Below are 25,148 nucleotides of genomic sequence, written 5' to 3' on the forward strand. Positions count from 1 at the left end.
CGGGCCGTCTGAATATTCAGATTCAGACGGCCTTGGACATTAATGCGGCAATTCGCCGTTTTTGATTTTTTGTTTGAAGTCGCGCGTTTCATTGACGATGACTTTCGCCATCAACAAAAGCGCAATCAGGTTGGGCAACGCCATCAAGCCGTTGAATGTGTCCGAAGCCAGCCACACCAAATCAAGGCTCAACACGGTTCCCAGCATAACCGAAGAAACATAACCAACGCGGTACAAACCGGCAAACTTCTCGCCGAAGACGTAAACCGCGCATTTCTCGCCGTAATAACACCAGCCGAGAATGGTTGAGTAGGCAAAGAAAATCAGGCCGATGGTGACAATCCAGCCGCCGATGCCGGGCAGCATTTTTTGGAAAGTGACGGTTGTCAGCGCCGCGCCGCTCAATTCAGGTTTCACAAACTCGCCGCCTGCGCCGAGCAGACCCATGACCAACACGATACCGGTAATCGAACAAACGACGATGGTGTCCAAAAACGTACCGGTCATGGAAACCAATGCCTGACGGACGGGGTGGTCGGTTTTCGCGGCGGCGGCGGCAATCGGCGCAGAACCCATGCCCGCTTCATTGGAGAACACACCGCGCGCCACGCCGTAGCGGATGACCGTACCGATGGCACCGCCAGCCACGGCTTGCGCGCTAAACGCATCGGAGAAAATCAGTTTGACGGCAGGCATCAGTGCGTCAGAATTCACGACAATAATGGAAATACCGCCCACTACATAAAACACTGCCATGGCAGGTACGATAAAGGACGCGGCTTTGGCAATGCCCTTAATGCCGCCCAAAAGCACAATGGCCGTTAATACAGTCAATATTACGCCGGTGTAGGCAGGTTCGACACCAAAGCTGGTTTGCACTGCCTGTGCAACCGAGTTGGACTGCACCGAGCTGCCGATACCGAAGGAAGCGAATGTGCCGAACAGTGCAAACGCAACGGCCATCCATTTCCAGTTTTTGCCCAAGCCTTTTTCGATGTAATACATCGGGCCGCCGGACATTTCACCTTTGGAATTGGTCACGCGGTATTTCACCGCCAACACGCCTTCGCCGTATTTGGTGGCCATGCCGAAAATGGCGGTCATCCACATCCAAAATACTGCGCCCGGGCCGCCGGTTACCACCGCAGTTGCCACACCGGCGATGTTACCCGTACCGATGGTGGCGGACAGCGCGGTCATCAACGCCGCAAAATGGGAAATATCGCCTTCGTGGTCTCCGCCGTCTTCATGCTTCTTTGACGGCACAAACGCCTGTTTCAGCGCATAACCCAACATGGTGAACTGCAAGCCTTTCAGCAAAACGGTCAGCAAAATGCCCGTACCGACCAGCAGCATCAACATAATAGGTCCCCAGACCCAGCCGCTGATGGTTTCGAAAAAGGCTTTGAGATTGTCTAAAAACAATTGCATGGCTTTCTCCTTTGTCTGTTTTATTTTTTTATGCACTACTTTTTGTAGTGTCATGTAATTTCAGCACAGAATATTCAATAAGACAATATCTTTCTTTTTAAAAAGATTTTTGAGGTTTTACCCTAAAAAGATATCTATTTAGACCGGTCAGATTGTTTACAATCCGCTAAAAATAAAGGCTGCGGCCGAGATAAAATGCCAAATGAAAGTTAATCAACCATTAATTAAGACTGCATCAATTAAAATGACACAATCGACAAATGGCACATTATTGAAAAATACAAACACGCAAATCTTGTTTTAAAAAGCTTCAGGCCGTCTGAAAGATGGTTTTCAGACGGCCTGAGGCTTTTTAATTATATTGATAAAATCAGGTTGATGAATGTTGCCCAAGCAACTGCACCAACACTCGGGCAAAACGTTCCGGAGCGCCTTCGCTGGTGTGCAAATACAGGGCGGGCTCGATAAGTTCCAATTCATTGAGCAGGAAGGTGTCGCCGACCAATGTACCATCCACTCGGGCGTAAACCGGCATTTGTGGCAAGGCAGCCAGTACGTCTTGCGCGGCACGGACGGCAAACTCGGGCGGCTCAATACCGAACACCGACACGCCATAGGCCGAGTTGGCACGCCATTCACCTTGTGGCGGCTGACGGCGCACGGCATGGCTGAATATGCCGTTGAAAAACACTAGCGAGGTTTCACCCGCCGTTTCGATTTCGCGGATATAAGGTTGAACAATCATACCTTGCGGATAATCCGCCATATCCACGTCCAATGCCTCCGCACAAACTTTAACCACGCCTTTGCCGCTCTGCCCGAATGCCGGCTTGATGACCGCTTCCGTCCAGCCCTGTTGGTTCAGGATGTCGGCCAATTCGGTTTTTTGCAGCGGAACGAACACGCTGGGAATCACTTGCGCGCCGCGCGCCGCCAAATCGCACAAATAAGTCTTTTCCATATTCCAAGCCATCAACTCGGGCGGATTGATAAAACACTGCCCCGCCCGCTCGGCTTGTTCCAGCCATTGGCGGAAGGCTTCGGGTTCGGCGGCATAATCCCATGCGCACAAAGGCAGTAAAAACGGCACGGACGGATGGTTTTGCCACGCATCAAATACGGTTTTCACGCCCATGCTTTCCAAGCATGCCGCCAATGTTTTCAGGTTGTCTGATGGTTCGGGATAAGTTTGGCAGGTAATGAGTGCCAAAACGGTTTGCTCGGTCATGGTTGCCGCCTCATTGCTAAAACCAAAATTATATAGCGAAATCAAACCAAAAGATTTTTCAGACGGCCTGATACATGAGGCCGATTCTGATAAAATGGTTTCCCCTTTTTCGTCGGAACATGCTCATGAAATCTGCTCACGTCCTTGTCTGGTTCCGCCGCAACCTCCGCCTGCACGACAATGCCGCGCTTAATGCCGCCGTTGCAAGCGGTTTGCCCATCACCTGCGTCTGGGTCAGCCAAAGACCGTCTGAAAACCACAATCCGCGTCAAAGCCTGTTCCATTATCAAGCCGCACAAGAGCTGCATACCCGTCTGGCGGCGCACTATATTCCTTTATATGTCGTCGCTTCCGACGAAGACCTCCTCCCCTTGGCCGCTTCGCTCAATGCCCATACCGTCATCACAGACGAAGCCTACACCGAAGCCGAAATCCGCCAAGACAACCACCTCTGGCACAATCTCGACCGCACAGGCATTCCCCTGCAACACGCCACCGACCGCGGCATTTTGGCCAAATCCCCCCTCATGGATGCCAACGGCCTGCCCTACACCGATTTTGCCGCCTATAAACAAGCATGGTTGCAGGCTTATTCAGGACAAAGGCCGTCTGACACCGAATTGCCTGTTCAAACCGGACAAAACGTTCCACTGTTTCCAGCCCATACCGGAGCAATATTGCCTGCCTATCAGCAGGGCGGCGAAACCGCAGCCTTAACGCAATGGCACGCGTTCAAACAGAATTTGGTTCACTACCCGATTACCCAAAATTTTCCGGCACGAAAAAACACCAGCCTCCTCAATGCCTACCTGTCCGCAGGCTGCATTTCACCGCGCCTACTGGCTGCTGAAGGCTTGGCAAACCGACATTTCGAGTGGCTGGACAAGCTTATTTTCCGCGACTACTGCTACCAGCTCGCCTACCACCGCCGCCTGCCCGAAACAACCGATGCTGCTCCGGTACGCGAATACTGGCGACACGGCCAAACCGGCGTGCCCATCATCGACGCCGCCATCCGCGGCCTCGAAGCCACCGGCCACTTACACCCCGTTCTCCAGCAGCTGTGCGCCCACTATTTCTGCCATGCGCTCAACTTCGACCCCAACCAAGGCATCGCATGGACAGCTTCCGTCCAAACCGGCACCGACCCCGCGCTCAACCAAGCCAACTGGCACCTCACCGCACAAGACACGGCCACCGTCCGCTATGCCCATCGTTCACATCAAATCGATCCCGACGGCAGCTACATCCGCAGTTATCTCCCCGAATTGGCGCACCTGCCGTCCACCCTCATCCACACGCCGTGGGCTGCCGCCGATGACATCGACACACACGGCTACCCCTTCCCCAAGGCCGTCTGAAACCTACGTTCACACCAAAAAACCACACTAAATACAGCTGAAAAACGTTCAAACAAAATATTTTGGTTTCAGACGGCCAAACAGATTGAATAGCCAAGATTTACACGGTAAACTTACGTCATTAAAAAATTTTATTATTTCATTACAATGAAACCCGCATTCGACATAAAAACGTCACGTTTGGACGTCTTATCCATCCATCTGCACACCGCAGATCTAACCGAATTGGAAGAATTCCTGCGCCAACTGGCAGGCCAATCCCAAGACGAATTCGTTCCCTTCATTTTAGACGTACAAGATTTCGACCATCCCGAATCCATCGATTTGGGCGGCATGATTTCCCTGTTTGCCCGTTACGGTATGCAAATTTTAGGGCTGCACCACACCAGCGACACATGGGCGGCAGCGGCAGCGCGTTACCACTTGGTCTTCAAACAAGGCAACTCCAACCAGGCAGCCGACACACAGGCAGCACCTACTCCTCGCCAAGCACCGCAGCCGCAAGACGTACAAGCGACCGTTATCAACAATCCGACCGTATTGGTCAGCACGCCCGTGCGTACCGGCCAGCAGGTTTACGCTGAAAACGGCGACCTCATCGTTACCGGCATCGTCAGCCAAGGTGCGGAACTTATCGCCGACGGCAACATCCATATTTACGCCCCCATGCGCGGCAGAGCGTTGGCCGGTGCAAAAGGCAATACCAACGCACGCATCTTTATCCATTCCATGCAGGCCGAATTAGTCTCCGTTGCCGGCATCTACCGCAACTTCGAGCAAGACCTGCCCGAGCATCTGCACAAAAAACCCGTACAAGTATCATTGCAAGACAACCGACTGGTTATCAGCGCAATCGACGCCGAATAAACATCAGTACTTAAAAAGGAAATATCGTGTCCAAAATCATCGTAGTAACTTCAGGTAAAGGCGGCGTAGGCAAGACCACTACCAGCGCCAGCATCGCAACCGGCCTGGCCCTGCGCGGCCACAAAACTGCCGTGATCGACTTCGACGTCGGTTTGCGCAACCTTGACCTGATTATGGGTTGCGAACGCCGCGTCGTATACGACCTCATCAACGTCATCCACGGCGAAGCGACTCTCAACCAAGCCCTGATTAAAGACAAAAACTGCGAAAACCTCTACATCCTGCCTGCATCGCAAACCCGCGATAAAGACGCACTGACCCGCGAAGGCGTGGACAACGTGATGAAAGAGCTGGCCAGCAAAAAAATGGGCTTCGAATTCATCATCTGCGACTCCCCTGCCGGTATCGAACAAGGTGCGCTGATGGCGCTCTACTTTGCCGACGAAGCCATCATTACCACTAACCCGGAAGTATCCAGCGTCCGCGACTCCGACCGTATCTTGGGCATTTTGCAAAGCAAATCCCGCAAAGCCGAACAAGGTAGTACTGTTAAAGAGCACCTGCTGATTACCCGCTACTCCCCTGAGCGCGTGGCTAAAGGCGAAATGCTGTCTGTACAAGACATCTGCGATATCTTGCGTATTCCGTTGATCGGTGTGATTCCTGAATCACAAAACGTTCTGCAAGCTTCCAACGCCGGCGAACCTGTCATTCACCAAGACAATGCTGCAGCAGCAGAAGCCTACAAGGACGTTATCGCCCGCCTCTTGGGTGAAAACCGCGAAATGCGTTTCCTCGAAGCTGAGAAGAAAAGCTTCTTAAAACGACTGTTCGGAGGTTAATACATGTCACTGCTCGATATGCTGTTCGGCAGAAAGCCGAAAACCGCCACAGTCGCGCGCGACCGCCTGCAAATCATCATCGCGCAAGAGCGCGCACAAGAAGGCCAAGCTCCGGACTATCTGCCGACTCTGCGTAAAGAGTTGTTGGAAGTCCTGTCCAAATACGTCAACGTATCATTGGACGACATCCGCATCTCCCAAGAGAAACAAGACGGCTTGGACGTTCTTGAGCTGAACATCACCCTACCGGAACAAAAAAAGGCTTAACACATGACCTTGACCGAATTGCGTTACATCGTAGCCGTCGCACAAGAACGTCACTTCGGACGTGCCGCACGACGCTGCTTTGTCAGCCAGCCCACCCTCTCCATCGCCATCAAAAAGCTGGAGGAAGAGCTGTCGGTATCCCTGTTCGACCGTAGCAGCAACGACATCATCACGACCGAAGCAGGCGAGCGTATTGTCGCCCAAGCCCGCCGGGTTCTGGAAGAAGCAGAACTCATCAAGCACCTTGCCAATGAAGAGCAAAACGAATTGGAAGGCGCATTCAAACTCGGCCTGATTTTCACCGTTGCCCCCTACCTTCTGCCCAAGCTTATTACCGCGCTGCGTGAAACCGCACCGAAAATGCCGCTGATGCTGGAAGAGAACTATACCCACATCCTGACCGAGTCGCTCAAACGCGGCGATGTCGATGCAATCGTCGTTGCCGAACCGTTCCAAGAGCCGGGCATCGTGACCGAGCCTCTGTATGACGAACCTTTCTTCGTCATTGTTCCCAAAGGCCATCACTTTGAAGAACTCGATGCCGTTACGCCTCAGCTTTTAGGCGAAGAACAAGTGTTGCTGCTGTCCGAAGGCAACTGTATGCGCGACCAAGTGTTGGCAAGCTGTTCCGAATTGGCTTCCAAGCAAAAAATCCAGGGCTTGACCAATACCCTGCAAGGCAGCTCCATCAACACCATCCGCCACATGGTTGCCAGCGGCCTGGCCATCAGCGTCATGCCGGCTACCGCATTGACCGAAAACGACCACATGCTTTTCAGCATTATCCCGTTTGAAGGCACTGCACCGCACCGCCGTGTCGTTTTGGCCTATCGCCGCAACTTTGTCCGACCGAAAGCACTGACTGCTTTGCGCACTGCCATTTTGCAATCGCAACTGACCGGTGTAACCTTCGTCAACGAATAAACCACAAAACAAAAGGCCGTCTGAACATTCAGACGGCCTTTTTATTTTAAACCGAATAAAGGATTAGTAGCGGGTATGAACTTGACTGCCAATAACACCACCCAAAGCCGCGCCACCCAAGGTAGAGCCGGTATCGCCACCAATCAAATTACCTGCCACGCCGCCCAATACCGCACCAGCAGCAGTGTTGCGTTGGGTTTGAGTCATATTGGCACACGCGCCCAAAGAAGCGGCCAGCATGATCAAGGTCACAGTTTTTGCAAAAGTTTTCTTCATGGTTTGATTCTCCATCAGGGGTTAAGCTTTATATGGAATAGTATGGCACAACCTTTCATTAATATATTTTCTGATAAGTAAAGACAGATTAAACTAAGATAACGCTCTTGATGAACGGTTAAATGCAAAAACAAACGGCAATTCCAAAAGAATATTTATAAATTTTAATATATTTGGCATAAAATTGCGCATACATCAACCGCATTCGGTAGTGATACAATGACGACTTGTCTGAATTACCGGAAACACCCGTCATGAGTATCTACGCACTGGCACACATCATCCACGTTTATTGCGCGATTGCCTTTGTCGGCGGCGTATTTTTCGAAATGCTGGTCCTCTCCGTTTTACACACCGGCCGCGTTTCGCGTGAATCGCGCCGCGAAGTCGAACGTGCCATGTCCTATCGTGCCGTCCGCGTAATGCCGCCTGTCGTCATTACCCTGTTCATCAGCGGCATCGTGATGGTATACAACCGCTACCTGCCGATACTGCACCACCCATTCGACAGCTCCTTCGGCATCATGCTGAGCATCAAAATCCTGTTGGCAGTAAGCGTTTTGGTACATTTTGCCATCGCCGTCGTCAAAATGGCACGGCATACCCTCACCGTCGGCTGGTCGAAATACATACACGCCGTCGTATTCAGCCATATGCTGTTTATCGTCTTTTTTGCCAAGGCGATGTTCTACCTGTCTTGGTAAACCTTACCCATACCCCACACACAAGGATTGTTTATGACCCAATACCCGTCCGTCGGCTCGCCGATGTTTTACGGCATCTTCTTTATTGCCGTCTTAATCATGATCGCCATCGATATGGTATCGCTGAAAAAAAACGGCGCCCACAAAGTCAGCATTAAAGAAGCCCTCGCCTGGAGCGGCATTTGGGTGGCCGTATCCTGCGCATTTGCAGGCTGGCTCTATTTTGAACTGGCGGGCAACCCGACTTATGGGGCCGTTGTCGCCAAAGAAAAAGTCCTCGAATTCTTCACCGGCTATGTGCTTGAAAAATCCCTTGCCGTCGATAACATCTTCGTTTTCCTGATGATTTTCGGCTATTTCAAAGTCGAACCCAAATTCCAACACCGCGTCCTGCTCTATGGCGTATTCGGCGCCATCGTCCTGCGCGCCATCATGATTTTCATCGGCGCGGCACTGGTACAGCAATTCGAATGGATTCTCTACCTTTTCGGCGCATTTCTGCTCTATACCGGCATCCACATGATGAAACCCGAATCGGAAGAAGAGGAAGACCTTTCCCAAAACAAAATCCTGACCCTGCTCAAAAAAGTCATCCCGACCAGCCCACAGTTTGACGGTGAAAAATTCTTTACCCTTGAAAACGGCAAACGCATCGCTACGCCGCTTTTACTGGTATTGATTATGATCGAATTGAGCGACGTCATCTTCGCCGTGGACAGCATTCCCGCTATTTTTGCCGTCACCACCGACCCGTTCATCGTCCTTACCTCCAACATTTTTGCCATCTTAGGCCTGCGCGCCATGTACTTTTTGCTGGCGGATTTTGCCGAACGCTTTATTTTCCTCAAATACGGCTTGGCTTTCGTGTTGAGCTTTATCGGTATCAAGATGTTGATTATGCACTGGGTGCATATCCCGATTTCCATTTCCCTGTCCGTCGTCTTCGGCGCACTGGGTGCATCCATCCTGACTTCTTTGGTGTACACGCGTCAGCAAGAGAAAAAATAATCTGCCGATATAAAAAGGCCGTCTGAACATTTCAGACGGCCTTTTCAAATATCAAACACCAGCTTATTTAGCAGCGTCTTTCAATTTATCGGCAGCTTCTTGAGTCGCATCGGCTGCTTTACCCAAAGCATCTTTAGCCGCATCTTTGGCAGCATCTTTAGCTTCACCCACAGCAGCTTTTGCATCGTCCAAGGCTTTGTCGCTGGCTTCTTTAGCACCATCGATGGCTTTACCGGTAGTTTCTTTAGCATCGGAAATTGCTTTCTCCGCAGTTTCCTTCGCATCGGCACCGGCTTCTTTAGCGTCAGAAACAGCCTGTTCAGCAGCGCCTTTAGCTTCGGAAGCAGCAGCATCGGCAGCAGAAGCCGCGTGTTCGGCAGCAGCGTTCACATCAGAAGCAACGGCAGAAGCCGCTTCTTGAGTTTCCTGTTTCGCCTCTTGAGAACAAGCAGCCAAACCAGCCACCATCATCGCAGCAATCAATAATTTTTTCATGTTGTATATCCTTTGGTCTAAAAAATATCCATCAGAACTGACAGATTAGAAAATCATAACATAATTAATACTCGAAAAAGGGAGAATTAACGCCAAATAACAGCTGGTTTACGTTTTTTGAAAAAAATTTCAAAAAAACAGTTGACGAAAAGAAACAATCTCCCTATAATGCACAGCTTATCGGGTCGTTAGCTCAGTCGGTAGAGCAGCGGACTTTTAATCCGTTGGTCGAGCGTTCGAATCGCTCACGACCCACCAAAATATGAAAACCTGCCTTGAAAAAAGCAGGTTTTTTTATATTCTCCATCAAGCCTTTCTTCACTCAATACCTCCCTTATTATCAACATCAAGAATATTCGAGCTTTGTCACAATGCTGTTATAGATGTAACTGAAAGCATCACAAACCTCTTAAATCAATCAAACCCAACTCCCCACACATCATATTTTTCTAAAAACTTCCAAATACCTACCATCAACCCACGCTAAATCCTCTTGTATGCCAGACAATTTAGGCATAGACTAAAACTACATCCAACTACAACAACAGGAGAAGGTTTGATGAAACAACTGTCTATGTATATCAACGGCCGCTTTGAAACCGACTTTAACGGTACATGGCGTGATGTATTGAATCCGGCAACCGAAGAAGTCATCGCGCGTGAGCCTAAAGGCGGAAAAGCCGATGTTGATCGTGCCGTTGCCGCGGCCAGAGATGCGCAAACTGCATGGGAGCGTTTGCCTGCCGTTGAACGCGGCGCATACCTGCGCAAAATCGCCCAAGGCATCCGCGAACGTGCCGACGAGCTGACCGACACTATTGTTGCTGAAGGCGGCAAAACCAAAGACTTGGCACGCATAGAAGTCATGTTCACTGCCGACTATCTCGATTATCAAGCCGAATGGGCGCGCCGTTATGAAGGCGAAATCATCCAAAGCGACCGCCCGCGCGAAAATATTTTATTGTTCAAACGTCCTTTGGGCGTAATCGCCGGCATTTTGCCGTGGAACTTCCCATTCTTCCTGATTGCCCGAAAAATGGGCCCGGCTTTGGTAACAGGCAATACTATCGTCGTCAAACCAAGCAGCGTTACCCCGATTAACTGCCACATTTTTGCTGAAATCGTTCACGCTTCAGGCTTACCGGCCGGCGTATTCAACGTCGTCAACGGCCCTGGCGCAGAAATAGGCAATGCCTTGGCATCGCATCCGCAAGTCGATATGGTCAGCCTGACCGGTTCTGTCGATGCAGGCCGCCAAGTAATGGAAGCCGCCGCCACCAACATTACCAAAGTCTCACTGGAACTGGGCGGCAAAGCCCCTGCCATCGTTTTGAAAGACGCGGATTTGGACTTGGCAGTGAAATCCATCTTGGCTTCACGCGTGGGCAATACCGGCCAAATCTGTAACTGCGCCGAACGCGTATATGTCCACAGCAGCCTGAAAGACGCATTTATCGAAAAAATGACCGCCGCAATGAAAGGCGTGCGCTACGGCAACCCGGCCGAAGCCGAGCCAGGCGCACTGGAAATGGGCCCGTTGATTGAAGAGCGCGCCGTCAAAGCCGTTTCCGAGAAAGTCGAACGCGCCGTCAAACAAGGGGCGACACTAGTCTGCGGCGGCAAACGTGCCGATGGCAAAGGCTACTTCTTTGAACCTACCCTGCTGACCGATACCGACAACAGCATGGACATCATGAAGGAAGAAACCTTCGGCCCAGTCCTGCCGGTTGCCACTTTCGACACGCTCGACCAAGTCATAGCCTTGGCAAACGACAGCGAATTCGGCCTGACCAGCTCCGTCTATACCACCAATCTGAATGAAGCGTTTTATGTAACCCGCCGTCTGCGTTTCGGCGAAACCTACATCAACCGCGAAAACTTCGAAGCCATGCAGGGCTTCCATGCCGGTTGGAAAAAATCAGGTATCGGCGGCGCGGACGGTAAACACGGTTTGGAAGAATATCTGCAAACCCAAGTCGTTTATTTGGAAACCAATATCTAACTGCCCTTCATAAAACAAAAGGCCGTCTGAAACCGATTTTTCAGGTTTCAGACGGCCTTTCTGCCTTTATAGAAAAAAACACCGACATCGCGTAAAATAGAGCCAATTTTTCACTTTATTCAGGCCGTCTGAAAACTCCGGACAGCCTGACTCATTTTTCCGGAAAACACCATGAGCGAACAAAACAATCCTCAAATCGAGCCGCAGTTGGACGAAAACCAAATCATCGCCCTGCGCCGCGAGAAACTGCACAACATCCGTAAAGAACGCAATGCCTACCCTAACGATTTCAAACGCGACAGCTTTGCCGCCGACCTGCACACCCAATACGGTGAAATCAGCAAAGAAGAACTCGACCCGCAAGGCATTCCCGTCAAAGTGGCCGGCCGTATGATGCTCAAACGTCAAATGGGCAAAGCCAGCTTCGCCACCATTCAAGACGTTACCGGTCAAATCCAGCTTTATTTGAATAACAAAGGCGTGAGCCAAGAAGTTTTGGACGACTTCAACCACTGGGACTTAGGCGACATCATCGGTGCGGAAGGTACTTTGTTCAAAACCAACCACGGCGAATTGACCGTGCGCGTGTCCAACATCCGCCTGCTGTCCAAATCCCTGCGCCCGCTACCCGACAAACACAAAGGTTTGAGCGATCAGGAAACCAAATACCGTCAACGCTACGTCGATTTGATTGCCAACGAAGAATCGCGCAATACCTTCATCAAACGCAGCCAAATCATCCAATCCGTGCGCAATTTCATGGTTAACGAGCATTATTTGGAAGTTGAAACCCCAATGATGCACCCGATTCCTGGCGGTGCGACGGCAAAACCGTTCGTTACTCACCACAATGCCTTGGACATTCCACTCTACCTGCGCATCGCTCCCGAGCTGTATCTAAAACGCTTGGTTGTCGGCGGCTTGGAACGCGTGTTTGAAATCAACCGCAGCTTCCGCAACGAAGGCATGTCCGTACGCCACAACCCTGAATTCACCATGATCGAATTCTACGAAGCCTTCTCCGACTACGAACGCATGATGCAAATGGCGGAAGACATCATCCGCAACGCTTCCCGCGCGGTAAACGGTACGGCAAAAATCAGCTACAACGGCAAAGAAGTCGATTTGGAAAGCCCGTTTGAACGCCTGACCATTCTCGGTGCCATCAAGAAATACAATCCGCACTACACCGATGAGCAGTTGAACGATGAAGAATGGCTGAAAAAAGAAATCGTCAAACACGGCGAAAGCCTGCCTCCGTCTCCGGGTATCGGCAGCCTGCAACTTGCCCTGTTTGAAGGTTGCGCCGAGGGCAAACTGTGGAACCCGACTTTCATCATCGACTACCCTGTCGAAGTGTCGCCATTGGCACGCGCATCCGACAGCAAACCGGGTTTGACCGAGCGCTTCGAGCTTTTCGTTGTCGGCCGCGAACTGGCAAACGGTTACTCTGAGTTGAACGATCCGGAAGACCAAGCCGAACGCTTCAAAGCGCAAGTGGCGCAAAAAGACGCCGGCGACGATGAAGCCATGCACTATGATGCCGACTACATCCGCGCCATGGAGTTCGGTTTACCGCCGACCGGCGGCTGCGGCATCGGTATCGACCGCTTGGTCATGTTGCTGACCGATTCGCAAACCATCCGCGACGTGATTCTGTTCCCACAAATGCGTCCCGAATAACGCATTGAAATAAAATCAAGGCCGTCTGAAAACAAGACTCTGTTTTCAGACGGCCTTTTTGTTCAAATATGTAAAACGGAAGAGTTTAAATCGATAAATTCTTTACACCATAATAATAAAATTACATGATAATCAAAAAGATAATATAAAAAAGAATATGTAAACGTTTTTCAGTTTGTTGACAGTCTGCTAGAATACATCCAGTTACAGACAGCCTCCACACACAGGCCGTCTGAAAATGCAGAAACTCTGAAAGGTTTGTATGGATCAATTTTTCGAACAGCTTCACGGCTGGATAAACGCCATCAACGACCCAATGTGGTCGGGGTTGGTATATATGCTTTTAGGCGCAGGCCTCTTTTTCACCGTTACCACCGGTTTTGTACAATTCCGCCTCTTCGGCCGCAGTATCAAAGAAATGCTGAGTGGCCGCAAACAAGGTGATGATCCGCACGGAATCACACCGTTCCAAGCATTCGTTACCGGCTTGGCCAGCCGCGTAGGCGTGGGCAACATCGCCGGCGTGGCGATTGCCATCAAACTCGGCGGGCCGGGCGCGGTATTCTGGATGTGGGTAACCGCCTTAATCGGCATGAGTTCGGCGTTTGTCGAATCTTCACTGGCCCAACTCTTTAAAGTCCGGGACTACGACAACCACCACTTCCGCGGCGGTCCTGCCTACTACATAACTCAAGGCCTGGGACAAAAATGGCTGGGCGTTTTGTTCGCCCTAAGCCTGATTTTCTGTTTCGGCTTTGTATTTGAAGCCGTACAGACCAATACCATCGCCGATACCACCAAAGCGGCATGGGGCTGGGATCAACACTATGTCGGTGTCGCCCTAGTCATTCTGACTGCCCCGATTATCTTCGGCGGTATCCGCCGCGTATCTAAAGCCGCGGAAATCATCGTTCCACTGATGGCGGTTTTATATCTCGTCATAGCACTCTTCATCATTGCTACCAATATTTCCCTGATTCCTGACGTGTTCGGTCAGATTTTCTCCAACGCGTTCAACTTCGATTCGGCTGCAGGCGGTTTCCTCGGCGGTCTGATTTCGACCACCATGATGCAGGGTATCAAACGCGGCCTGTATTCCAATGAGGCGGGTATGGGTTCCGCGCCGAATGCCGCCGCCGCTGCCGAAGTGAAACACCCCGTCTCCCAAGGCATGATTCAAATGCTGGGCGTTTTCGTCGATACCATCATCGTCTGCTCATGCACCGCCTTTATCGTCTTGACCTATCAGCAGCCTTACGGCGACCTGAGCGGTGCGGCGTTGACGCAGGCAGCGATTGTCAGCCAAGTGGGTCAATGGGGCGCGGGCTTCCTTGCCGTCATCCTGTTTATGTTTGCCTTTTCAACCGTTATCGGTAACTATGCCTATGCCGAGTCCAACGTCCAATTCATCAAGAGCCATTGGCTGGTTACCGCCGTTTTCCGTATGCTGGTTTTGGCATGGGTCTACTTCGGCGCAGTTGCCAACGTACCCTTGGTATGGGATATGGCAGACATGGCCATGGGCATCATGGCATGGATTAACCTCGTCGCCATCCTGCTCCTGTCCCCACTTGCCTTCCTGCTGTTGAAAGACTACACAGCCAAGCTGAAAATGGGTAAAGACCCAGAGTTCAAACTCTCTGAACACCCAGGCTTGAAACGCAAAATCAAATCCGATATCTGGTAAAACCAAAGGCCGTCTGAAATTTCAGACGGCCTTTTTAATCCCTGCCATTTAGACAAAACGATGCCCCTTAAAGCAGAAGCCTTAAGGGGCAGAGCGTTGCGGCACATCTTTTCAGACGGCCTTATTGTAGCAACGTTTCTCATTTCGCAGTGCAACAATATGGACAGATTCTAATTCCAAATCGGTACCTAGTCAAGTATTTCATTTGCATGGTAATACTTACCTAGGATATATTTATACTTACCAAACATCATATTACGGAGAAACTGATGGCTACATTCAAACCCAATCCAATCAACTACGTCCTCGGCCTCGATATCGGCATCGCATCCGTCGGCTGGGCGATGGTAGAAATTGACGAAGAAGAAAACCCCATACGCCTGATTGATTTGGGCGTGCGCGTATTTGAGCGGGCCGAAGTACCAAAAACAGGCGACTCTCTCGCAGCGGTAAGACGCTTAGCACGCAGCGTCCGCCGCCTGACCCGCCGTCGCGCCCACCGCCTGCTTCGGGCCCGTCGCCTATTGAAACGCGAGGGCGTATTACAGGCTGCCGATTTTGATGAAAACGGCTTGATTAAATCCTTACCGAATACACCATGGCAACTTCGCGCAGCCGCATTAGACCGCAAACTGACGCCTTTGGAGTGGTCGGCAGTCTTGTTGCATTTAATCAAACATCGCGGCTATTTGTCGAAACGGAAAAATGAAGAGCAAACTGCCGATAAGGAGCTTGGGGCTTTGCGTGCAGGTATGAAGAGTAACACTCAAGCCTTAAAGACAGGCAATTTCCGCACTCCGGCCGAATTGGCTTTAAATAAATTTGAAAAAGAAAGCGGCCATATCCGCAACCAGCGCGGCGATTATTCGCATACGTTCAGCCGCGAAGATTTACAGGTGGAGCTGGTTTTGCTGTTTGAAAAACAAAAAGAATTCGGCAATCCGCATGTTTCAGACGGCCTTAAAGAAGGTATTGAAACCCTGCTGATGGCGCAACGCCCTGCTCTGTCCGGCGATGCCATTCAAAAAATGTTGGGGCATTGCACCTTCGAACCGACAGAGCCGAAAGCCGCTAAAAACACCTACACAGCCGAACGTTTCATCTGGCTGACCAAGCTGAACAACCTGCGTATTTTAGAGCAAGGCAGCGAGCGGCCATTGACCGATACCGAACGCACCATACTTATAAATCAGCCGTATAAAAAGAAACTGACTTACGCACAAGCCCGTAAGCTACTGGGTTTAGAAGATACCGCCTTTTTCAAAGGATTACACTATGGTAAAGACAATGCCGAAACCTCAACATTGATGGAAATAAAGGCCTACCATGCCATCAGCCGTGCGCTGGAAAAAGAAGGATTGAAAGACAAAAAATCCCCATTAAACCTTTCTCCCGAATTACAAGATGAAATCGGCATGGCATTCTCCCTATTCAAAACCGATGAAGACATTACAGGCCGTCTGAAAGACCGTGTTCAGCCCGAAATCTTAGAAGCGCTGTTGAAACACATCAACTTCGACAAGTTCGTCCAAATTTCCTTGAAAGCATTGCGCCGAATTGTGCCTCTAATGGAGCAAGGCAAACGTTACGATGAAGCCTGCGCCGAAATCTACGGAGACCATTATGGCAAGAAGAATACGGAAGAAAAGATTTATCTGCCGCCCATCCCTGCCGACGAAATCCGCAACCCCGTCGTCTTGCGCGCCTTATCTCAAGCACGTAAGGTCATTAACGCCGTTGTACGCCGTTACGGCTCCCCTGCGCGTATCCATATTGAAACGGCAAGGGAAGTAGGCAAATCGTTTAAAGACCGCAAAGAAATCGAAAAACGCCAAGAAGAAAACCGTAAAGACCGGGAAAAAGCCGCCGCTAAATTCCGAGAGTATTTCCCCAATTTTGTCGGCGAACCCAAATCCAAAGATATTCTGAAACTGCGCCTGTACGAGCAACAACACGGCAAATGCCTGTATTCGGGCAAAGAAATCAACCTAGGCCGTCTGAACGAAAAAGGCTATGTCGAAATCGACCATGCCCTGCCGTTCTCGCGCACATGGGACGATAGTTTCAACAATAAAGTGCTGGTATTGGGCAGCGAAAACCAAAACAAAAGCAACCAAACCCCTTACGAATACTTCAACGGCAAAGACAACAGCCGCGAATGGCAGGAATTTAAAGCGCGTGTTGAAACCAGCCGTTTTCCTCGCAGTAAAAAACAACGGATTCTGCTGCAAAAATTCGACGAAGACGGCTTTAAAGAACGCAATCTGAACGATACGCGCTACGTCAACCGTTTCCTGTGCCAATTTATTGCTGACCGTATGCGGCTGACAGGTAAAGGGAAAAGACGTGTCTTTGCATCCAACGGACAAATTACCAATCTGTTGCGCGGCTTTTGGGGATTACGCAAAGTGCGTGCGGAAAACGACCGCCATCACGCCTTGGACGCCGTCGTCGTTGCCTGCTCAACCGTTGCCATGCAGCAGAAAATTACCCATTTTGTACACCATAAAGAGATGAACGCGTTTGACGGGAAAACCATAGATAAAGAAACAGGAGAAGTGCTGCATCAAAAAACACACTTCCCGCAACCTTGGGAATTTTTCGCACAAGAAGTCATGCTTCGCGTCTTCGGCAAACCGGACGGCAAACCCGAATTTGAAGAAGCCGATACCCCAGAAAAACTGCGCGCGTTGCTTGCCGAAAAATTATCATCTCGCCCCGAAGCCGTACATGAATACGTTACGCCACTGTTTGTTTCACGCGCGCCCAATCGGAAGATGAGCGGTGCACATAAAGATACTTTGAGATCTGCTAAACGATTTGTTAAACATAATGAAAAAATTAGTGTTAAACGAGTATGGTTAACCGAAATCAAGTTGGCCGACCTTGAAAATATGGTTAATTATAAAAATGGTAGGGAGATTGAATTATATGAGGCTCTTAAGGCACGTTTAGGGGCATATGGAGGTAATGCTAAACAAGCATTTGACCCTAAGGACAATCCGTTTTATAAAAAGGGGGGACAACTGGTTAAAGCTGTGAGGGTCGAAAAAACCCAAGAGAGCGGAGTCTTATTAAACAAAAAAAATGCTTATACCATTGCAGATAATGGAGACATGGTACGTGTTGATGTGTTCTGTAAAGTGGATAAGAAAGGAAAAAATCAGTATTTTATTGTTCCCATCTATGCTTGGCAGGTTGCTGAAAACATTCTTCCCGATATTGATTGTAAAGGATACCGGATTGATGATAGCTATACATTCTGTTTTAGCTTGCATAAGTATGATCTGATTGCTTTTCAGAAAGATGAAAAATCTAAAGTAGAATTCGCCTACTATATCAACTGTGATAGCTCTAATGGACGATTCTATTTAGCTTGGCATGATAAAGGCTCTAAAGAACAGCAATTCCGTATTAGTACCCAAAATCTTGTATTGATGCAAAAATACCAAATCGATGAACTGGGCAAAGAAATCAGACCATGCCGTCTGAAAAAACGCCCGCCTGTCTGCTAAATTAATCTATCCCTGTTTCAGACGGCCTGAAGCAGGGATTTTTTATATCAAAATAAGGGGAAAAACATGACTTGGCGCAGCCTGCTCATTCAAAATGGCGGCAAACTATCCTTGCAATGCCGGCAACTGCTGATTCAACAAAACGGCGAGTCCCATACCGTACCATTAGAAGACATCGCCGTTATCATCATCGAAAACCGCGAAACCCTGATTACTGCCCCGCTCCTATCAGCCTTAGCCGAACATGGCTCAACCCTGCTGACATGTGACGAACAGTTCCTACCCTGCGGACAATGGCTGCCTTATGCCCAATATCACCGCCAACTTAAAATCCTCAAGCTGCAGCTGAATATAAGCGAACCCTTAAAAAAGCAACTCTGGCAACATATCATCCGCCAAAAAATCCTAAATCAAGCATTTGTCGCAGACGAAACAGGCAATGATCTTGCCGCCAAACGGCTGCGCACTTTGGCAGTCGAAGTCCGTTCGGGCGATACAGGAAACCGTGAAGCCCAAGCTGCCGCCCTCTACTTCCAAGCCCTCTTTGGAGAAAAGTTTACTCGCAATGACAACAATGCCGTCAATGCCGCATTGAACTACACCTACGCCGTACTCCGTGCAGCAGTTGCACGCGCCCTGACTTTATATGGATGGTTGCCTGCATTAGGCTTGTTTCATAGAAGCGAACTAAATCCATTCAACCTCGCCGATGACTTTATCGAACCCTTACGCCCATTGGCCGACCTGGTCGTTATACATTTGCATGAACAAGGCCGTCTGAAAACTGATCTGACCTCCAATCTCAAACAAAACCTTATCAAGACCCTTCACTGTCAAATCTGTATCAAACGACAACATTTCAGCACCTTGGCTGCCATAGACAAAATGATTTCCTCATTTCAAGCCAGCGTAACCGATAAAAACGCCAAACAGCTGAAACTGCCTGAAATCTTGCCATTGAAAGAATACCAATATGAGTGAGGCCAAATTTATGAGGATTATCGTCTTCTTCGACCTACCGGTCACCACAACGGCAAAGCGCAAAGCCGCCAATCAATTCCGCCAGTTTCTATTAAAAGATGGATACCAAATGCTCCAACTTTCTGTATACAGCCGTATTGTCAAAGGTCGAGACTCGTTACAAAAACACCACAATAGGCTATGTGCAAACCTACCGCAAGAAGGTTCAATCCGCTGTTTGGAAGTAACAGAAAAGCAATATGCCACCATGAAACTGCTGTTGGGAGAGCTGAAAACCCAAGAAAAAAGGGTAAATTCCGACCAACTATTATTATTTTAAGCTCATTTTATTAGACAAAATAAAACGGGAAACCCTTATAGAATAAGGATTTCCCATCGAAGTATTGTAGCACTGCGAAATGAGAAAGGGAGCTACAACTCCAAAAGCGCGACGTTGAATCAACGGCAAATTGTAGCACTGCGAAATGAGAAAGGGAGCTACAACCATTATCACATTCATAAGACACCGCTCGGCATTGTAGCACTGCGAAATGAGAAAGGGAGCTACAACTTGAATGTCGTGAAAATAACGTTTTGTTGCATTGTAGCACTGCGAAATGAGAAAGGGAGCTACAACTGACTGCTGACCGCTTATCACGAGTTGCTCTATTGTAGCACTGCGAAATGAGAAAGATGCTACTTTAACATGCAATAGTAATTTACTGTCATTTTTGTATATTATTGTTTTTCCTGTTTATTTAGTTTTGCAATTTTTACAGAATGCAATTGGCCGCGCGGATATTTTACGATTATCCGCGTGGCTTTTGCGTTTTTGTTAAGGCTCTTTACGCTTGTTTGTACCGACTCGGATCAAAGTCGGTTTGGTTTTTGTGCAGATGGTAGGCAATGACGAGTAGCTTTCTCATCAGGGCGCAGATAATAACCATCTTGGGCTTTTTGGCTTTTTGCAGTCTTTTGGTGAAGTCGGGAAAGTAATTTTGACGCATGGCTACCATGGCGGCCATGAAGAGGGCGCCGCGTAGTTTTCTGTTGCCATACCTTGTCAGCTTTTCTTTGCCGTTGACGCTTGTCCCTGATTTTTTCTGTTGCGGGCTCATGCCAGCGAATGCTGTAAAGTGGTTGGCATTTTTGAAATGTGCGGTAAGGAGATGAACGGTTAGGTATATAGCCGTTGTTTGGCCGACTGATGGGATGGTTTGTAGGCGTTTGGCGGTTTCTTGAATGGCTTTGTCTGCTTTGGCCGTTTGTTTGATTTGGCCGTCCACGTCTTGCAGATGCTGGTTGAGTTCGTCTATCTGCTTTTGGTGGATTTGTTGTACAAAGCTGTCTTTTGCTGCTTTCAGCCTGTTTTTTTGTGCTGTCAGCTGTTCTTTCAGTTGGTTTTGCAGGCTCAACAGGCGTTTGAGGCTTTGGATGTTTTCAGACGGCCTTTTGTGCTTGGGTAGGTCTTTTGCTAGGGCGTTTTGACCAAATTCTGCGATTAGTTTTGCGTCTTGTTTGTCGGTTTTTGTTCGATTAAAACGGTAATCGGCATACCGTTTGATTTTTAGGGGATTGATAACGGAAACATGGTAATCATCGGCGAGGTTGTCGGCGACGGCTTCGTAGTAGTTGCCGGTGGCTTCCATGATGATGTAAATGTTTTGGCCGTCTTCGATACTTTGGCCGTTTATCCAATTTTTCAGGCTTTCTATGCCGTCTTGGTTGTTTTGGAACTTCTTATAGGCCATTTGGCCGTCTATTAATGCGACTGCGTCAAATGTTTCTGCGGATATGTCGAGTCCTACGGTATTTCTCATATTTTTTCCCTTACTATGCAGGCTCTTGGCCTTTGATGCTACTCAAATTAAATATGAAAAAATCCGCCGTCCTTATCTTTCTCCCAATCTTGATGATTCGGGAACTTTCAGGCTCGGCGGATGTTGTCAGGGTTAGCTAGACCGCTGACGTTTTGAGTATATCAGATGTTTCAATCTCTTTGCTTTTCTATTCTTTCTTTTCTAAAATTGCGCTCTGCCGCGCGGCCATTGCTACTTGCTTCCTTTAAAAATCGCGGGATTTAGGTTTCTGCTCTTCAGATAGGTTTTTACGCCGCGCTTTTTAAAGGAATCAAGCAGCTTTTATTTAAAGGCCGTCTGAACTGGTTTCAGACAGCCTTTGTCATTGCGCGGATTCGACTACCGCGCCGCTTTGCGGTGTGAACTTTGCGCCTGCTTCTACATATCCGTCATACATAAGGTTTTGAGGGCTTTGGCCGCCTAGTGATGCGACTTGCATGCCTGCGCTAGTATCCGACGCGGATGGCGCTGTCTGCGCTTGGTTTGAGCTATGGTCGGACTCTTTGTAAGGATTAAACGGCAGGCCATTATGGGCGTAGTCTTTGCACATTTCTTTAGTTACTTCTTTCAGCGGTGTGGCTTGGTCGCTGTAGCAGGTGCAGCCTGTTTTGCCGCCGTCTATACAGGCGGCGATGCGCTCAAATGTTTTAACTTGGCGGACGCCGTTGTAAATGGGTTTACTTTCAGGCTTTTCGGCGAGCGTTGGTACAAAGTCTTCGGGTTTGAGGTTTTGCCCCTGAATTCCGCTTTGCGGCATCATTTCTTTTTGGCTTTCAGGGTCAAGCGGATTTTTGAAACCTGTATCTTCTTTTGCTGCTTCGGCCTTTGCCGTTATTCCTGCTTTTTCTTTATAACCCTGATACATCTTATAGCCCATGAATCCGACCAAACCTAAGATACACGGCAGGATAAACAACATGGCGATTATGATGTAATACCACCTTGATTTGACGTGCGAATGGGCGGTATGTACTTCGGCGGATTTGTAGTATTCAAGAACCTCTTCCCTAATTTTATGCGAACTGGACAAGGCGTTTCTTGATTGCTGTGTCGGGTTTAAAGCTACTTCGTTCCATTCAAGCCTTGTCAGTCCGCCCATTTTGTTTGCAGCTATATGGATATGCTTGTTCACGACTTCGCGCAGATTCACGTCAAGCAGCTTGGGCGACTGTGTGATTAGTATCATGTCGATACCGTAATGGCCGTGAATGTTCAAAAAGGCGACGTTTTCAGGCATTTTTGAACCGCTGGAACGTGTCGGAAACAAATATTGCACTTCGTCATAAATGACAACTGAGCCTATATTCTCTTTCCATTTCAGCCATTCATACATGTCTTCCCAGCTATGACCTTCCGGCGGTTGATGATGGTCTATCAAAAGGCCGTTGATGTTGGAGAAGATTTTACGGCCTTTATAATAGTCATCAAACATAAGCAGTTCGACGGCAAAGGCGGTTTTGCCGATTCTTGGTTTTCCTGTTATCAGGGTAATGGCGGCCATCTTTATCCTTTCTTGCCAAAGCTTAATTTAGACAGAGTTTTAAACGTAACGACAAAAGCGAGCATTCCGAACATGATGTTCAGAACAACGCCGCCACCTGCAATGTAAAAAATTTGGATCGCTCCGGCGGGAACTGCGCCCATACTGCTTATAAACTGATTTTTAAGATTGCTCATAAGGGCATCAAAACCAACATAAGTAATAATAGACACCCCTAAAGCAGTCAGAATGTATTTGACAACATGATTTATCAAATATGGAGCAAGAGCAGCTAAAAATTTCATAAATCCCCCTATGCGTTATTTCTGACAACTCTAGCCACGAAAAACGAAGCCACCAACCAAGCCATAGCTATAATAAAGGGGCGCATCATTGCAGCTAAATTACACGCAGGCTCAAGACTGATTCTGTATTCAGCACCCAATGCCTGAAACGTTACGGGAGCAGGGCACTGTCCAAACTGACTAAAAGTATTGTCAGATGTGAAGTTCAAATCTATATGTTCTTCAGGAATTTCTAAATTCGGTTCTTCTTTTTCAGGCTGTTCATCACATGCAAGAATTTTTGGAAAAAAATCACAAAGTAAGCCTTTTGATTCTTCTTTCTTGTCATCTTTTTTGTCTTCTTTTTTATCTTCTTTCCTTTTATCAGATGGATCATCATCAGGCTTATCATCTGGACGTTTATCAGGTTTATCATCTGAATCGGGTTTATCATCTGGCTTTTTATCAGGATTGCCATCAGGATTAGGCGCAGGGTCTGGATCAGGCTTTGTATTGGGTGCTTCAGATCCGCCCGGTTTGAGGTCGGGGCGCTGTGTTGTTGCTACTTCTGCCGTAGTATTGCCGTTTGAATCTTGTCCGAAGGTAATAGTAATTTGCACCGGTTTGCCGTTTTCGGGAGTGACAGGGCCAATGGTTACGACTGTTCCGGCAGGAACTTTAATGTTTTCTTGATACTCGGGTTTGCCAGTGCCTTCAACAAAGGGAGTAGGATTAGAATCTATAGACGGTGTAGCGATTTTTAGAAATTTCTCCAAATCCAATATTTCTTTATCATTCATTTTTACACGAAATAAAATACCTGTCCTGACATCTCCTTGAAAAGAAACGTTACAACTACCGCCGTTCAAATCAAAGTTACATTTTTGTAAGTTAAATTTTTGCCAAAAATATACATCTTCGCCGTCCTCCAAATCCAAGCTTTTGGCGTAAGATTTCCAAAATCCATTTGCCATTGATTGCATTTGAGATTCCATCAATTTTTTAGCGTCACGCTCACTATTCCCGCCTTTTTCCATCGCACGAATTACGGATGAATCAACCCCCATACACGATACATCAATATTTTTACCGCCCTGCTCAATCGTTATACAGTTTCGGGCAGCCCAATACTTTATAAATTCTCCTTTTGATTCGTCCCATTTATAGCCTTCAGATTCTAAAGGGGATTTAACAGCTTGATAGGCCTCATAGGCAAAATAGGCAGCCGTACCCCAACCGCTAAGACGAGATCCTAATGCTGCACCTTTTTTTACAAGGCCAAATGCGCCTGAAAGTACAGCTTTTCGGGATACTTGAGCTTCAATAGTTACGGGGAGAGTTGAGGCGGAGCGGGCGCCGGTTGGAGCATGCTCAATAATAGACGGCTCAATACGGCGAAAGCCGTAAAAATCGCCATTCCTACCAAATCTATCAACGACTTCACGACTATTATCCCAAGATATATGAACGGAAGAATTTCCAGGAAGTTTTACTGTTTTCCAATCTGCAGAAAAAGACTTAATCGGAAAAAGCACTACTCCAATTAATACGATCGGATGAACAATGTAAGTAATAACCTTCTTCATCATTTTCCTTAACAAGTCTTATTAAGAGTATAGAACCATCAGAAAAGCTAACCTCCCAAGAATTAGAATCTAATCGTCTTGTCCAAAAATGTGCAAAACAATCAACAACATTCAGATATTCTTTAGAAAGTTTTGCAAACTCAAAAAATTCTGATTTTGCTATATAAGACATTGATTCTTTAAAATATCTACTATTTGCTTGATATTTATAAAGAGATAATTGCGCTTCAGTAATAAACATAAAATCCTCACTTCAATAACTGTTAGTCGGAAGCGGGATTTTTACATTATTTGCTTTGGGTATCAATCAACAGAACAAAAAAGCGGTGATACAGACCGCGCCAAAGCCGTATAAAAACCAAAAATCAATCATCACCGTTACCTACGCTTGTCATGGATTCAATCAGCTTTCTAATCATGCGTATGCCGAATATCAGAGTAAACAGGCCGATAATCGGGGCTGCTGTCAGCGCGCCTAACTGTATCTGCTCTGTAATATCGCATTGGGGGAAGCTCAAGTTTATTTGTTGGTTTTCGAGATACCAGTTTTTGCCGTTTTTTACCGGACGGATGATTTTTCCGTCTTGGGTAACGGTAGGGGAAAGCTGGGATAAAAGATAATCGTGTGCCTGTTCCAAATTATTGAAACACTGCTGACCAACTCTATAACCCATACTTTCCCCTTCCTA

At 48.2% G+C, this 25,148-nt stretch carries 23 protein-coding genes and 1 tRNA gene; 14 read left to right on the forward strand and 10 right to left on the reverse strand.

Annotated features, from left to right (window positions below; all coding sequences use genetic code 11):
* Window positions 1-39: 39 nt before the first annotated feature.
* Window positions 40-1,431 (reverse strand): alanine/glycine:cation symporter family protein, encoded by a 1,392-nt coding sequence (locus ACTHSW_RS07680; protein WP_070583787.1) that lies wholly within the window; start codon window positions 1,429-1,431, stop codon window positions 40-42.
* A gap of 370 nt (window positions 1,432-1,801) precedes the next feature.
* Window positions 1,802-2,659 carry an ATP-grasp domain-containing protein gene (locus ACTHSW_RS07685; protein ID WP_107811068.1) on the reverse strand — a complete coding sequence of 286 codons (858 nt, stop codon included), beginning with the start codon at window positions 2,657-2,659 and terminating at the stop codon, window positions 1,802-1,804.
* 125 nt (window positions 2,660-2,784) lie between these two features.
* Here ACTHSW_RS07685 and ACTHSW_RS07690 point away from each other — a divergent pair, with 125 nt between their 5' ends.
* From ACTHSW_RS07690 to ACTHSW_RS07710, 5 genes are all read left to right on the forward strand, one after another.
* Window positions 2,785-4,020 (forward strand): FAD-binding domain-containing protein, encoded by a 1,236-nt coding sequence (locus ACTHSW_RS07690; RefSeq protein WP_234396217.1) that lies wholly within the window; start codon window positions 2,785-2,787, stop codon window positions 4,018-4,020.
* A 147-nt stretch (window positions 4,021-4,167) separates the two neighbouring features.
* Window positions 4,168-4,887, forward strand: a complete 720-nt coding sequence (minC, locus tag ACTHSW_RS07695; protein WP_070461264.1) for a septum site-determining protein MinC — start codon at window positions 4,168-4,170, stop codon at window positions 4,885-4,887.
* Between the two features lie 26 nt (window positions 4,888-4,913).
* A complete protein-coding gene (gene minD, locus ACTHSW_RS07700; RefSeq protein WP_070461265.1) occupies window positions 4,914-5,729 on the forward strand; it encodes a septum site-determining protein MinD in 816 nt (271 codons plus the stop codon).
* Between the two features lie 3 nt (window positions 5,730-5,732).
* Entirely contained in the window at window positions 5,733-5,996 is a 264-nt protein-coding gene (gene minE, locus ACTHSW_RS07705; RefSeq protein WP_003680625.1) for a cell division topological specificity factor MinE, read from the forward strand.
* Window positions 5,997-5,999: 3 nt separating this feature from the next.
* Complete coding sequence (locus ACTHSW_RS07710; RefSeq protein WP_049330768.1) at window positions 6,000-6,920, forward strand: hydrogen peroxide-inducible genes activator; 921 nt, start codon at window positions 6,000-6,002, stop codon at window positions 6,918-6,920.
* Between the two features lie 63 nt (window positions 6,921-6,983).
* Here ACTHSW_RS07710 and ACTHSW_RS07715 read toward each other — a convergent pair whose 3' ends face one another.
* A complete protein-coding gene (locus tag ACTHSW_RS07715; RefSeq protein WP_003684747.1) occupies window positions 6,984-7,196 on the reverse strand; it encodes a glycine zipper 2TM domain-containing protein in 213 nt (70 codons plus the stop codon).
* Window positions 7,197-7,450: 254 nt separating this feature from the next.
* Between ACTHSW_RS07715 and ACTHSW_RS07720 the strand changes: the two genes are divergently transcribed.
* Together ACTHSW_RS07720 and ACTHSW_RS07725 are read left to right on the forward strand one after the other, a co-directional pair.
* A complete protein-coding gene (locus tag ACTHSW_RS07720; RefSeq protein WP_036493576.1) occupies window positions 7,451-7,900 on the forward strand; it encodes a CopD family copper resistance protein in 450 nt (149 codons plus the stop codon).
* Window positions 7,901-7,933: 33 nt separating this feature from the next.
* Complete coding sequence (locus tag ACTHSW_RS07725) at window positions 7,934-8,908, forward strand: TerC family protein (protein ID WP_107811066.1); 975 nt, start codon at window positions 7,934-7,936, stop codon at window positions 8,906-8,908.
* Window positions 8,909-8,971: 63 nt separating this feature from the next.
* On the opposite strand, the gene ACTHSW_RS07730 is transcribed toward ACTHSW_RS07725, so the two are convergent.
* Window positions 8,972-9,403, reverse strand: coding sequence for an Ag473 family lipoprotein (locus tag ACTHSW_RS07730; RefSeq protein WP_003749309.1), 432 nt, complete (start codon window positions 9,401-9,403; stop codon window positions 8,972-8,974).
* Between the two features lie 182 nt (window positions 9,404-9,585).
* Here ACTHSW_RS07730 and ACTHSW_RS07735 point away from each other — a divergent pair.
* From ACTHSW_RS07735 to cas2, 7 genes are all read left to right on the forward strand, one after another.
* A tRNA-Lys gene (locus tag ACTHSW_RS07735) sits at window positions 9,586-9,661 on the forward strand.
* A gap of 301 nt (window positions 9,662-9,962) precedes the next feature.
* Window positions 9,963-11,405, forward strand: coding sequence for an aldehyde dehydrogenase (gene aldA, locus ACTHSW_RS07740; protein ID WP_107769523.1), 1,443 nt, complete (start codon window positions 9,963-9,965; stop codon window positions 11,403-11,405).
* 171 nt (window positions 11,406-11,576) lie between these two features.
* On the forward strand, window positions 11,577-13,088 hold the full coding sequence (gene lysS / locus ACTHSW_RS07745) for a lysine--tRNA ligase (RefSeq protein ID WP_070461269.1): 1,512 nt from the start codon (window positions 11,577-11,579) through the stop codon (window positions 13,086-13,088).
* A 262-nt stretch (window positions 13,089-13,350) separates the two neighbouring features.
* The gene (locus ACTHSW_RS07750; protein WP_070461270.1) at window positions 13,351-14,775 is read left to right on the forward strand and encodes an alanine/glycine:cation symporter family protein; all 1,425 of its coding nucleotides are present in this window, start codon (window positions 13,351-13,353) and stop codon (window positions 14,773-14,775) included.
* A 269-nt stretch (window positions 14,776-15,044) separates the two neighbouring features.
* Window positions 15,045-18,290, forward strand: a complete 3,246-nt coding sequence (cas9, locus tag ACTHSW_RS07755) for a type II CRISPR RNA-guided endonuclease Cas9 (protein WP_070461271.1) — start codon at window positions 15,045-15,047, stop codon at window positions 18,288-18,290.
* Window positions 18,291-18,356: 66 nt separating this feature from the next.
* Window positions 18,357-19,271, forward strand: coding sequence for a type II CRISPR-associated endonuclease Cas1 (cas1, locus tag ACTHSW_RS07760; protein WP_070461272.1), 915 nt, complete (start codon window positions 18,357-18,359; stop codon window positions 19,269-19,271).
* On the forward strand, window positions 19,264-19,590 hold the full coding sequence (gene cas2, locus ACTHSW_RS07765) for a CRISPR-associated endonuclease Cas2 (protein WP_070461273.1): 327 nt from the start codon (window positions 19,264-19,266) through the stop codon (window positions 19,588-19,590). Before cas1 ends, cas2 begins: the two co-directional genes overlap by 8 nt.
* A gap of 505 nt (window positions 19,591-20,095) precedes the next feature.
* Here the strand turns inward: cas2 and ACTHSW_RS07770 are convergent.
* The 6 genes from ACTHSW_RS07770 to ACTHSW_RS07795 form a co-directional block, all read right to left on the reverse strand.
* Window positions 20,096-21,070, reverse strand: coding sequence for an IS110 family transposase (locus tag ACTHSW_RS07770; protein ID WP_440373825.1), 975 nt, complete (start codon window positions 21,068-21,070; stop codon window positions 20,096-20,098).
* 361 nt (window positions 21,071-21,431) lie between these two features.
* Window positions 21,432-22,610 carry a zonular occludens toxin domain-containing protein gene (locus tag ACTHSW_RS07775; RefSeq protein WP_440373826.1) on the reverse strand — a complete coding sequence of 393 codons (1,179 nt, stop codon included), beginning with the start codon at window positions 22,608-22,610 and terminating at the stop codon, window positions 21,432-21,434.
* 2 nt (window positions 22,611-22,612) lie between these two features.
* Window positions 22,613-22,894 carry a DUF2523 family protein gene (locus ACTHSW_RS07780; RefSeq protein WP_070461276.1) on the reverse strand — a complete coding sequence of 94 codons (282 nt, stop codon included), beginning with the start codon at window positions 22,892-22,894 and terminating at the stop codon, window positions 22,613-22,615.
* 8 nt (window positions 22,895-22,902) lie between these two features.
* The gene (locus ACTHSW_RS07785) at window positions 22,903-24,462 is read right to left on the reverse strand and encodes an IgG-binding virulence factor TspB family protein (RefSeq protein ID WP_440373827.1); all 1,560 of its coding nucleotides are present in this window, start codon (window positions 24,460-24,462) and stop codon (window positions 22,903-22,905) included.
* The gene (locus tag ACTHSW_RS07790; protein WP_440373828.1) at window positions 24,392-24,700 is read right to left on the reverse strand and encodes a DUF1132 family protein; all 309 of its coding nucleotides are present in this window, start codon (window positions 24,698-24,700) and stop codon (window positions 24,392-24,394) included. Before ACTHSW_RS07790 ends, ACTHSW_RS07785 begins: the two co-directional genes overlap by 71 nt.
* 124 nt (window positions 24,701-24,824) lie before the next feature.
* Window positions 24,825-25,133: a hypothetical protein gene (locus tag ACTHSW_RS07795; protein WP_440373829.1), complete on the reverse strand. Its 309-nt coding sequence runs from the start codon at window positions 25,131-25,133 to the stop codon at window positions 24,825-24,827.
* Window positions 25,134-25,148: the final 15 nt, after the last annotated feature.

The sequence above is a fragment of the Neisseria sp. P0008.S004 genome, assembly GCF_051962755.1.
GTDB lineage: Bacteria > Pseudomonadota > Gammaproteobacteria > Burkholderiales > Neisseriaceae > Neisseria > Neisseria subflava_A.